The sequence below is a fragment of the Vibrio sp. MA40-2 genome (assembly GCF_047302445.1).
GTDB lineage: Bacteria > Pseudomonadota > Gammaproteobacteria > Enterobacterales > Vibrionaceae > Vibrio.
The window spans coordinates 725,720-737,910 of record NZ_CP178627.1; the positions used below are offsets into that span (position 1 = coordinate 725,720).

Consider the following 12,191-nt stretch of genomic DNA (forward strand, 5'->3'; position numbering starts at 1 on the left):
TTATCGTTCTCCTGAGAATTAATTCCCGTCTCAGGAACTAAATTTAATGGATACCCATACAATGAAATTTGCTAATGATTTTTTAATAGGCGCAGCAACTGCTTCGTATCAAATTGAAGGAGCTTGGGATCAAGATGGAAAAGGCCCAACAAACTGGGATGAATTCAGCAAAATCCCAGGTAAAACTTTCGAAAATACTAATGGTGATGTCGCCATCGACCATTACAATCGTTATAAAGAAGACATCGCGTTAATGGCGGAAATGGGCCTTGAGTCTTATCGCTTCTCTATCTCTTGGGCTAGGATATTTCCTGAAGGAACAGGCAAAGTAAATCAAAAAGGCATTGATTTTTACAATAACCTGATTAACGAATGTCTGAGATATGGAATGGTCCCATTTATCACTCTTTACCACTGGGATTTGCCTTTAACCTTGGAGAAAAAAGGCGGCTGGTTGAACAAAGAAACGACCAACGCCTACATCCAATATGCCAAACTCTGCTTTAACGAATTTGGTGACAGAGTCAAACATTTCATCACATTTAACGAAACAGTCGTGTTCTGCTCACTTGGTTATATGCGTGGTGCTCACCCACCTGGGATTCAGAATGATCCCAAAAAATATTTTCAAGCGACGCACAATGTTTTTTATGCTCATGCGAAAGCTGTCATTGAATATAAGAAATTGAATCAGTTTGGTGAAATCGGCCTCAGCCATGTTTTTAATCCCGCGTTTTCAGTAGACAATTCCGAAGATAATTTATTCGCGCAAGAACATGCCAACAAATTTAAGATGAATTGGTTTTTTGATCCTATCCTGCTAGGAACATATCCACAATATGTTGTAAGCCAACTCAAGCAAGAAGGTAATCTTCCTGACTGGACTGCCGATGAACTAGAGACTATCGAAAAAGCCGCACCACTGAATGACTTCATAGGGCTGAATTATTATCAACCAATGCGTGTCCAGAAAGCTCAAGGACAGACTCATACTCAGCAGTTAACACGTGCAAGTGCAACTGGTTCACCCGGTGATACAAGCTATGATAATGTTTATCAAACAGTAAAAATGAACGATAAACGTTATACCAAATGGAATTGGGAAATCTCTCCAGAAGGTTTTGTCTGTGGACTTGAAATGCTAAAAGAGCAATATGGACAAATTAAGATCTATATTACCGAAAACGGGTTAGGCGATGAAGATCCTATTATTGAAGGCGAAATTTGCGATATAGCCAGAATTAAATTTTTAAAAGAACATCTTGCTGCTGTCAAAAAAGCGATCCAACACGGTGTGCATATTAAAGGCTATTTTGCGTGGTCCGCTATTGATCTGCTAAGTTGGTTGAATGGTTATAAAAAGCAGTATGGTTTCATTTATGTCGATCATAACAACAACCTACAACGAAAGAAAAAAGCGTCATTTTATTGGTATAAAGAGGTTATATCCAATCGCCATGAAGACGTGTGAAAATAACTAAACTGGAGAGAAAGCAGCGCTATGGCAACTTATCTGTCGTTTGATATTGGTGGTACAGACATTAAATTTGGTATTGTAAATGCTCAAGGAGATATTCTACACCGAGGAAAAGTTAAAACTGCCTCTAACGGCAAAGAAATCATCCAAACGATTGTAAATATAAAACAAGAGTTGGAGCAGGAGTTTATTATCTCTGGTGCTGCATTCTCCGTGCCTGGATTTGTTAATATTGAAACCGGCTATTTAAAATCCGGAGGCGCTATTTCCGATTTCAGTGAGTTCGACTTTAAACGTATTTTAACCGATAAACTTTCTCTGGCGGTAGAAGTCGAGAATGATGTTAATTGCGTTGCATTAGCTGAAAAATGGTTAGGGAAAGCCCAAGATATCAGTAACTTTGTCTGTATAACTCTTGGTACAGGTATCGGTGGGGCGATTTATATAAACAACCAATTAATACGCGGGCACCACTCACTTGCTGGTGAATTTGGTTACACCTTCATTACCTATGCACATGAAACAGAGGATAAAGCTAACGAAACAATGAATATGACTGCCTCAGTACGAGACGGCTTAAGACGACGTTATGCGAACGATAAAGGAATATCTAACCTCGAGCTTATATCGGGGAAAGATATCTTTTCATTAGCGGAAAATGGCGACAATATAGCCATCAAAATCATTGATGAATTTTACAATAGCATTGCTGTGGGACTGCATAATTTAACGTTCATACTCAATCCTGACAAAATTATCATTGGCGGTGCTATTAGTGAAAGGTCAGAGTTAATTCCTAATGTGATCGGTAAAATGGAACAGTTACTCACAGCAATTCCCGTAGCCAATAAACTCAAGTTCAATGAACTTGTTGCTATCGAAAGTACATCATTCAACAATGATAATGGCCTAATTGGTGCGGTATATCATTTTGTCACCATGCAAAAACAAAGGCAGTCGCAAAAAATATCACGATTATAAACATAGCCTATCGTTCTAACTGTCTTTTTGTCCCTGGAACGGAATTACAGAATTACGCTCAATAAGCTTTCCATGGTGATGATGAGAACAAGATAGTCGCTGTTTTGTTTCAATAAGCTCTAATGCTAAGTCGACCGCTTGTTTTGTCATATCTTCAATAGGTAGTTCTACTGTTGTTAGAGTAGGGTTAAAAAACTCGGTAATCGGGTCATTATCAATGCCAATGATGGAGACTTGTTCTGGAACGTTAATTCTTGATTCATTCAATGCTTTTAAAGCACCCACCGCCATGTTGTCATTAAATGCAACGATGGCGGAAAAGGAGGCACCTTGAGCAAGCAATTTTTTGCACGCGGTATATCCGCTCATCATATGATAATCGCCGGTTTCAACCAGATTCATCTGAAATGGGATCTCGCTAGCTTTTAATGCATTTTTATAGCCAGCCAAACGAGCTTGTCCAGTTGGATTATCAAGTGGGCCGGTAATACATGCAATACCTCTATGACCAAGTTGGATCAAATATTCCATCATTAGGGTTATGGCCCCTTCTTGATCAAAAGAAACCGTATAATAAGAAGACTCTGAGGAATTTCGGTTCAATATAACTAATGGTATTGACAGTTGTTTATTCAGAGTTTTGATATGTTCATCAGACAATGTTCGACTATAAAGAATGACCGCATCACAACGTCCTTCAAGTTGACGAATCGCTTCATATTCCTGTTCAGGATCATTTTTCCCGTTAGTCACAATTAATTGTTTATGGGCGCTATCCGCACTCGCTGCAGCTTGTTTTAACAATAACCCAAAATGAACACCATCAAAATCAGAAACCACTAAGCCTATGCTGTTAGTACGATTAGTTGCTAATGCTTGAGCGAGTTTATTTGGTCTATATCCAAGCTGCTCCATGGCCGCAAAAACGGCTTTACGGGTAGACTCTTTTACTTGCCCTGTACCGTTTACCACTCTTGAAACTGTGGCTTTAGATACACCAGCTAACTTGCAAACGTCAACAATAGTACTCATCAGCACCCTTTAATTCTTTAATTAATAGTTAATATACAACTAACCGCTAGTGAGAAAGATAATAACATGCAACAAAACTGGTTACACTTTGGTTGAAACAAAATTAACACATTAAACATGCTAAAAAGTTATAGACGATTAATACTAACTACTGTGCTGTTAGTGGAGTAATACTTGGTTAAATGTCACCTTTATACCTTATGATTGACCATTCTTATAGAGCGAACTTTTGAAAGGAGTCCAGAGCCTGACACTATAAACGTAACTGTTCACCCACGAGGCCTTGACACCAAAGTTCTGTGACTTAGTTAACTTGATCCCATATTCAACTTGAGTGATCTTTTTGTGATGGCAATCTGGAGGTATGAATAAGAAAACATTACCTCCACCGCCAGATTTCGATTCGCCTGAAGAGGCGAAAGATATCATCCACTTTTTGTGGAATAAGCTGGCAGAGCTTGAAGACCGGCTAAATTAAAATAGTCGAAACTCTTCTGTACCATCATCACAGCAGCCTTTGCACAACAAAGCCAAGAATACTTCGCCTAATCGGAAGAAATCTGGAAAAAAGCAAGGAGCTCAACCCAGGCATAAAGGCCATCGCCGACTACTTCATCCTGTAGAAGATAGTGCCTCGGTTGAGCAATACTTACCAAATAAGACATGCCACTGCGGTGGTTGCGTGATCCCAAATCGAAAACCTTATAAACGACAACAAATTTTTGATTTACCCGATATCTCATACACGCTTGTTCAACATCAAGTCTTCAAAGGCGAATGCTCATGGTGTGGTGATAAACACCAAGCTGAGCTTCCAGAGTATGTGCCTGACGTTCAGATGGGCTCAAATCTGCATAGCTTTATCGCAATCCAAGCAACGCAGCATCATCAAAGTATAGGTAAAATACAGTCTATGCTGAAAGATGTCTTTCAGCGGAACTTCTCTACTGGTGCGATATCAGCAGTACAGGGACGAGTGACTGAATATCTAGCTGATACTCATGTACAAATTCATGAGACCGTCAAAGCCTTTCAACTGATTATGGCTGATGAAACCTCACATCAACGTAATAATGATAAACGTTGGATGTGGGCTGCACTGAGCAATGACGTAGCCTTTTTCCAGATTAATAGCGTTAGAAATCAACATGCTGCCAAACGACTGCTCGGTGAGGCAGTTTCACACCTTTTAGTGACTGACCAATACTCGGCCTATAAATATATTGATGACTCCAAACGACAGTTATGCTGGGCACACATCTTGAGAAACGTTATAGCTATCGAGGAGAGTGTTTGCCCTGAAAATCAAAAAATAGGAGAAAAACTCGCATTAGTCGCTCATAGCGTATTCAGGTGCCACCATCGATATATTGAGAGCAAAATTAGCGAAAACCAATATTATCGTCGACTCAGGCGATTAAGACAGAGCTGGCTTCATTGGCTTAAACTAGACAGTTATTAATGCTCTAAACGATATCGAGGTCGGTGCCGTGATCTCATCGCTGACGATGCTATGGTCTGGCGTTTTATGGATGACTCCGAATGGGCGTTAACAAATAACGCAGCCGAGCGAGTTCTCCGAAATTACATATTGATGAGAAAGTGCTGTTATGTAACTCGTTCATATCGAGGAGACCAGTTCCGTGAGCGGATGTTCTCGCTTATCGAGACGGCTGAAATTCAACAGATCTCCGCTTATAAATGGCTGCGTGAAATCGTCGACCATCATATGCTCAAAGTGGATTATCAAACGCCCCCGTTTTTATCGTAAACCGTAGTCAATAGCTCGCGAGTGAATAGTTACCTATAAACACATTCGCATCATTTGTTTATTGAATCCGAACCACATTTTCGTTTAATTCTGGGGTCTCAAACCAAGACCAGAATAAATCTAATATTTCTGCGGTCATCCCATAAGACTGACCATCTAGATCGGAATTACGTGCTAATGCTCTTTTTTACAAGTCTCAAAAGGTAAATCAAGATAGTGTACTTCACTGACAACACTTAAATTGGAAGCCCACTGAATAAACGAATCTCGCTCTGATTTACACCAAAAACCAAAATCGAAAATAACAGGTACATCTAACGAGAACAACTGCTGTGCCGATTGTTTAAATAACGTTGTCAGCGTTTCGAAACAACGATCAAAAACGTCTCGCTCCATATGCTCACCGTACAAAGGAATCATCCATTCATCTATAGAGAAGCAAAAAGCCCCAATATATGGTACGTCCCGTTATTGCAAGTAGAGTTCAAAATAACGAGTTGATTTGCGCTAATATATCCAGAGTCTATTAGAGACAGTTATTAGTCTCAGCTCTATGATGAGGTGTGCGCCAGACTGTCCTCACAAAGTTTAAAGCATATTAAGTTGCTGTTTGGGGCAACAGGTCTTCAATCTGGTGGTCTAACCGTTGTGTCATTTTTTACTCTCATTGCAAATTTTGATTATGTTCTTATTTCAAAAGATTTTTTATTAACTAAAATTGCCCACGCTATACGGGCTATTTTGTTGGCTAGTGCTACCACTGCCACGTTAAAGGGTTTTCGTTTCTTAAGCTCTACAAGCCACGAACCAAAGTATTTTTCGACCGATTTGTCTCTCCATAAAATAGACCTTGCAGCATGGATGAATAGCGTCCTTAGTTCTTTATTTCCTCGTTTCGATATTCCAAGTAGCGTTGATTTACCACCTGTTGAATATTGAATGGGGACAAGTCCGATCCATGCTGCAAAATTTCTCCCGTTTTTGAAGTCATTGGGGTTGCCAACTGATGATAAACAAGCACTAGCGATGACTGGGCCAATGCCAGGAACACTTTGTAGTTGTTTCATCTGCTCGTTATCTGCAAGAATTCTCTCGACCTTATCTGCTTGTGAATCTATGCGTTCATTAAGATTTTGATAGTGCTCATGTAACTCACTTAATTCAAAAATGATTAGAGGTGGAAGGTGTTGATTCTTATCCACTAGCCACTGGAATAAACCTTTCATACTAGCGTGACCTTTTGGCAAACTGAGCCCAAACTCAAGAAGGATTGAGCCAATTCGGTTCATACAAGCGGTACGCTCCCTAATATATCCGCTACGAATTTTTCGAATAGTTGATATAACCTGAGCTGACTCTGTCTTTGCTGAGGAGAACCTCATAGTTGGCCGTGAAGCTGCTTCTGCGATAGCGTCGGCATCGATAAAGTCATTTTTATTGGTTTTAACGTAAGGTTTTACATATTGAGGTGGAATTAGCTTGGCAGTATGACCAAATTCTGCACATTTTCTAGCAAGCCAATGAGATCCGCCGCATGATTCCATGGCTATAATTACAGGCTCATGGCACGATAAGAATTCTAGTAATTTTGGGCGAGTAAGCTTTTTCTTAAATAACTGATGCCCAGCTTGGTCATGACCAACTAAATGAAAAGAGTTCTTACCTAAATCGATTCCGATAATGTGTGAGTTATTCATTTGGCACTTTCCTTTTAAGACTAAACCAATTTGAGTTTAGCTGTGTAGGGAGGGACGTACCATCTCATTATGTTTGCTGCAAACTGTTTTAAATAGGTCGTTTTGCCCGATCCAATAAAGCCACATATAAAGTAAATTTTACTCATCACCCCTACGTATCATGGTAGTAAAGACGGTTATTATATTGAAGAGCTCGCTACTGATATTATTCCTCGTGCGCTTAAATATTATTGTGAAATTAGCGTCTTTATTATTCTGTGTGTGGATTGCAATCGTTTTAGGCATTTTTACTAAAAACAAAAGGCAATTAACGGCTTATATTGTAACGACATTAATCGTTCCAATAGTCTGTTTGTATATTGCCTCTGCTTCCAATCGAATTCTTCTTGATCTACAGGAATATACCATTGAGGTGTCAGACAAATTGAGCTACTCCTTCAGTACCGGTGATTGGGGATTAAAGCACTATAAAGAATCAATAAAAACAGTGAAAACAGTACAAGCACCGGCAATAGTCACTACAAAGTCAGCGGTACAATCCAACTACAAAACCAACTGGAATAATGTGTATTTACTGCCGGGGAAAAATTTTTCGTTTAATAAATTAAATATTAAACGTTCATATCAACAACTCATAACAGCTGCTAGAAAGGGTGATAGCGAGGCTAAAATTCAAGTAGCGATGTTGTATATGCATGGGGTAGGCGTAGAACAATATTTTGATAAAGCGGTCTATTGGTTCGAACAATCAGCAAGAGATAACCATCCGCAAGGTCAAAAAATGTATGGTTATACGTTTTATGGAACGAATAACACTGAGGCATTTAAGTACATCAGAAAAGCCGCTCAGCAAGGAGATATAGAAGCACAATATTTAACATCAAAATTCTATCTCGAAGGGATAGGAGTGGCTAAAAACCAAGCAAAGTCTGACTATTGGTTCAAGAAGGCCACCGCTAACGATATATTTGGTAAACGTTAGTGTAATCAATTAGCCAGTTAATCGCTGTCATGGTCGTTAACTGGTTAAGTTGTCTCGATAAATGGCTATTAAACCGATCACTACGTGCAAGTAATCTTGTTATATATGTCTTCAACATATCAACAAAAATCTAAACTCCCACTCAACCCAAAAATCACATTTCGGTTACTTAAGTGCAATCTTACTGCAACAATAAACTTCTATGGTGTTGGCATAATTAACAGCCGCGTAAAGGCTAATATAAACACGTAAAGGAAGCAGCCAATGACACAGTTTGACCACGATGATGATCAGCGTCCTCTAGAAAAGGAACCCGAATTCAACCGCTTTATAGAAGCCGTAATGTCTCGCAGAAATTTTCTTAAAAACACCGGCGCTGCTAGTACCGTTGCTTTTTTTTCTGCTAGTCCAATTAGCCAAGCCATTGCAAGTTCTATGCAACATGAAACCGCTATTATGGGCTTCGAGGCGATTCCAGCATCGACGGCCGATAGCATTGTGGTACCTGCCGGTTATGATGCTGATGTTCTAATTTCTTGGGGTGACCCAATACTCAACGGTGCTCCCGAATTCAGTCAGTCAAATGATTCTCTGGCACAAGAAAAACAATTCGGTGATAACAACGATGGGATGACATTTTTCCCTATTTCAAATGACCGAGCACTTCTTGCGGTAAACAATGAATATGTGAATTTAGAGTATTTATACCCCCATCAGGGTAAAAATATTTCTGCCGATGACGTACGAAAAGCACAGGCAGCCCACGGTGTATCTGTTGTTGAACTGACCAAGAAAAATGGCAAATGGGTCGTCAACCCACAAGGCAGAGTGAACCGCAGAATCACCGCGTTTACTGAGATGGAGATGACCGGTCCAGCTCGCGGACATGCTCTTTTAAAAACAGAGAACGATCCATCGGGAATGAAAATCCTTGGTACTATGAACAACTGTGCCAACGGACAAACGCCATGGGGAACGTATCTAACTTGCGAAGAAAATTTCAATGGCTACTTTGGTTCTTCTGCTGACAATGACCTTGGTGATAGTTATGCCCGCTACGGTCTAAAAAAAGAAGATTGGGGCTATGATTGGTTTAAACACGATGATCGTTTTGACATGGCTAAGCACCCTAACGAACCACACCGTATGGGATGGATTGTCGAAATCGACCCAATGAACCCAAACTCTACACCCAAAAAACGAAGTGCGTTAGGTCGATTCAAACACGAAAATGCCGCGTTAACGATTGATGAATCTGGTCATGTTATTGTTTATATGGGTGATGATGAACGCGGAGAGCATCTGTACAAGTTTGTCTCTAAAAACAAATATGTTGCAGACTCCTCTGAAAATGCTGACCTACTTGAAGATGGTACGCTTTATGTGGCCAAATTTAATGGCACTGAAGGTGAACAAGCCGGACAAGGTGAATGGCTAGAAATGACATGGGGTAAGAACGGTCTCACTCCTGAAAATGGTTTCCCAGATGCTGCTTCTGTAATGGTATTCGCGCGTCTTGCCGCCACTCAAGTTGGTGCAACCACCATGGATCGCCCAGAGTGGGTTGCTGTGCACCCAGATAATCATTCGGTTTTTTGTACACTGACCAACAATAAATACCGCGGCGTAAAAGAGTCACAACCTTTGAATGCAGCAAACCCACGAAAAGAAAATCCTTATGGGCATATCATCCGCTGGAGACCAGACAATGGAAATCACATCGCGAATACATTCGAATGGGATATTTATGTATTGGCCGGCAATCCAGAAGTACATAAATCAGGCTTAATGGCTGGTACTGACAACATCAACAAAGATAATATGTTTAACAGCCCAGATGGAATCGGTTTTGACCGTTTTGGTCGCCTTTGGATTCAAACCGATGGCAACTACAAAGATAAAGATATTTTTGCAGGAATGGGCAATAACCAAATGCTTTGTAGTGACCCTAAAACAGGTGAAATTCGTCGTTTTCTAACAGGACCTGTCGCTTGTGAAATTACAGGCTTAACTTTCTCACAAGACTACAAAACGATGTTTGTTGGCGTCCAGCATCCGGGCGAAAAACTTGCGGACTCACACTTCCCTCAAGGTGGGGATAGCATCCCTCGATCCTCTGTTATTGCTATTACTCGTAAGGATGGTGGTGTAATTGGTGCATAACAGAAGATAAATGTTTTCCTTCGCTAATTTTATCTCTTATCGTTAAAAAAGCGTGATTAACACTCGCAGAGGTTGATCACGCTACTCCTATTGTTCGCCGTAACGAAATAATCAAAAGACACTGTTAAATTGTGCATACTGTCTGAAAAGGTAGAAAAACAAGACTCACCTACCCTTTCTAGTTCTATAGATTACTGGCTAATAATCTATCAATTCATAGCTAATGTCTTATAAAATCAATAGCTAATATCTTATAAAATCAATAGTTAATCGCAACTAAATGGTCATTGTCATGTTTGTCATACATGATAGGCTCAGCACGATGTGAAGACATCTTAATAGGATCGGTCGTTTCATGATCTGACAGCACCAACTTGAGATCTCTTTTGGGCCTAATTTCTGCAATGGGTACAGAACTTAGTAAACGTTGGGTGTAACTGTGTTTCGGCGATTGCATTATCTGATCTCTCGGCCCCATCTCAACGATTTGCCCACCGTGCATAACCGCAACTCGATGACAAATTTGTTCTACTACTGCCATATCATGAGAAATAAAAAGATAACTAATGCCTAAATCACGCTGTAACTGCTGAAGTAACTCTAATACTTGAGCTTGTACCGATACATCTAGAGCCGAGACTGATTCGTCTGCAATAATAAGTTTAGGCTGCGACGCAATAGCCCTCGCGATACTAATTCTTTGACGTTGTCCGCCAGAAAACTGATGCGGATATCTGTCCATTGCATCCGCTTCTAAGCCAACTTGATTCAATAGCTTTATAATATGTTCTTTACAGTTTTTTTCGGTTGCAATGTTATGTAATAAAAGCGGCTCAGACAGCAAAGCGGCGATGGTTTTTCGCGAATTCAAAGAAGCATAAGGGTCTTGAAATATCATCTGGATATTTTTACGCATAGACTTAAGTTGCTGACCTTTTAGATTATTCAACTCGACACCATCAAGAATGGCACTGCCCTGAAATGCTTGTAAGTTCATTAAAGCCCGACCTGTGGTGGATTTACCACAACCGCTTTCGCCAACTAATCCGAGTGTTTCACCTGGCTTTATAGAAAAGCTGACCTTTTCAACCGCACGAACTTGTTGGTAATCACGTGAGAGCCAAGGTTTTTTCATAGCAAAGCGTACTGTCAGATCTTTTACTTGCAAAAGGTTTTCTGAAGCAGAAACCGGCTCTAGTGGTTTGGCATGACCAAGCTTAGGAACCGCAGCCAACAAGCTTTGCGTATACAGCGATTGTGGCGCGGTAAATAATGGTTCAATCAGCGCATGTTCTTCAACTACACCTCGATTCATTACCACCACATCATCGGCCATTTCAGCTACAACGCCCATATCGTGGGTTATCATCAGAACCCCCGTGTCAAAGTCTTGCTGAAGTTCTCGTAAAAGCTGCAAGATCTGGGCTTGAATTGTCACATCAAGAGCCGTGGTTGGTTCATCTGCAATCAAAATTTTAGGCTGACAGGCTAGTGCCATAGCGATCATAATACGCTGACGCATTCCACCGGACATTTCATGCGGGTACTGTTTAAAACGTTTCTCTGCTTGAGGCACTTTAACCGCATCTAACATCGTCATTGCCACTCGTTTTGCGTCCGTTACGGAAATAAACTGGTGAGCCCGTATTGCTTCAATCAGTTGATTGCCAGCCGTCATTAACGGATTAAGAGAGGTCATTGGTTCTTGAAAAATCATGGCAATATCATTACCACGGATTTGTTGCATCTTGCGCTCATTTAAGGAGATGAGATCTTGATTGTCAAAAATAATCGCCCCTTGAGGCACTGTGGCAACTTTAGGAAGTAACCCCATAATAGCGAGCGTGGACAGTGATTTACCACTACCAGATTCACCAGCAATGCAGAGAGTTTGGCGTTTGTCTAAGGTAAAAGATAATGATTCGACCACTCGTTTTTTATTTGAGCCTTGGCCGATATCTATCGATACCCCTTCTACTGATAATAGTTTACTCATAACATTATTCCTTATTGATACTTTTCTCTAGCCGCACTGCCTTGTGCTAATTGATGACGTACAAATGTCACTTCGCTACTTTGCGCTGTCTT

Annotated in this window: 7 protein-coding genes and 3 pseudogenes; 5 read left to right on the forward strand and 5 right to left on the reverse strand. The window is 40.4% G+C overall.

Translation table 11 applies throughout. The features are described from left to right. The first annotated feature begins 46 nt into the window (after window positions 1-46). Together ACLKML_RS03130 and ACLKML_RS03135 are read left to right on the forward strand one after the other, a co-directional pair. Window positions 47-1,471 (forward strand): glycoside hydrolase family 1 protein, encoded by a 1,425-nt coding sequence (locus ACLKML_RS03130; protein WP_413283614.1) that lies wholly within the window; start codon window positions 47-49, stop codon window positions 1,469-1,471. A 30-nt stretch (window positions 1,472-1,501) separates the two neighbouring features. Further along, complete coding sequence (locus ACLKML_RS03135; protein WP_413283615.1) at window positions 1,502-2,458, forward strand: ROK family protein; 957 nt, start codon at window positions 1,502-1,504, stop codon at window positions 2,456-2,458. A 15-nt stretch (window positions 2,459-2,473) separates the two neighbouring features. On the opposite strand, the gene ACLKML_RS03140 is transcribed toward ACLKML_RS03135, so the two are convergent. Continuing rightward, window positions 2,474-3,490 carry a LacI family DNA-binding transcriptional regulator gene (locus ACLKML_RS03140; RefSeq protein WP_413283616.1) on the reverse strand — a complete coding sequence of 339 codons (1,017 nt, stop codon included), beginning with the start codon at window positions 3,488-3,490 and terminating at the stop codon, window positions 2,474-2,476. Window positions 3,491-4,007: 517 nt separating this feature from the next. Between ACLKML_RS03140 and tnpC the strand changes: the two are divergent. Then, a pseudogene (gene tnpC / locus ACLKML_RS03145) lies at window positions 4,008-5,261 on the forward strand (IS66 family transposase). A gap of 58 nt (window positions 5,262-5,319) precedes the next feature. Here tnpC and ACLKML_RS03150 read toward each other — a convergent pair. The 3 genes and pseudogenes from ACLKML_RS03150 to ACLKML_RS03160 all read right to left on the reverse strand — a co-directional run. Next, window positions 5,320-5,711, reverse strand: a pseudogene (locus ACLKML_RS03150) (AAA family ATPase); the annotation flags it as partial. Between the two features lie 230 nt (window positions 5,712-5,941). Continuing rightward, on the reverse strand, window positions 5,942-6,958 hold the full coding sequence (locus ACLKML_RS03155) for an IS110 family transposase (protein ID WP_413283617.1): 1,017 nt from the start codon (window positions 6,956-6,958) through the stop codon (window positions 5,942-5,944). Window positions 6,959-7,002: 44 nt separating this feature from the next. After that, window positions 7,003-7,104, reverse strand: a pseudogene (locus ACLKML_RS03160) (ATP-binding protein); the annotation flags it as partial. Between the two features lie 86 nt (window positions 7,105-7,190). On the opposite strand from ACLKML_RS03160, the gene ACLKML_RS03165 reads away from it, so the two are divergent. Both ACLKML_RS03165 and ACLKML_RS03170 read left to right on the forward strand, forming a co-directional pair. Continuing rightward, complete coding sequence (locus ACLKML_RS03165) at window positions 7,191-7,940, forward strand: tetratricopeptide repeat protein (RefSeq protein WP_413283618.1); 750 nt, start codon at window positions 7,191-7,193, stop codon at window positions 7,938-7,940. A gap of 264 nt (window positions 7,941-8,204) precedes the next feature. Beyond that, on the forward strand, window positions 8,205-10,103 hold the full coding sequence (locus tag ACLKML_RS03170) for a PhoX family protein (RefSeq protein WP_413283619.1): 1,899 nt from the start codon (window positions 8,205-8,207) through the stop codon (window positions 10,101-10,103). 259 nt (window positions 10,104-10,362) lie between these two features. Here the strand turns inward: ACLKML_RS03170 and ACLKML_RS03175 are convergent, their stop codons facing one another. Beyond that, window positions 10,363-12,099 carry an ABC transporter ATP-binding protein gene (locus tag ACLKML_RS03175; protein ID WP_413283620.1) on the reverse strand — a complete coding sequence of 579 codons (1,737 nt, stop codon included), beginning with the start codon at window positions 12,097-12,099 and terminating at the stop codon, window positions 10,363-10,365. Window positions 12,100-12,191 lie beyond the last annotated feature (92 nt).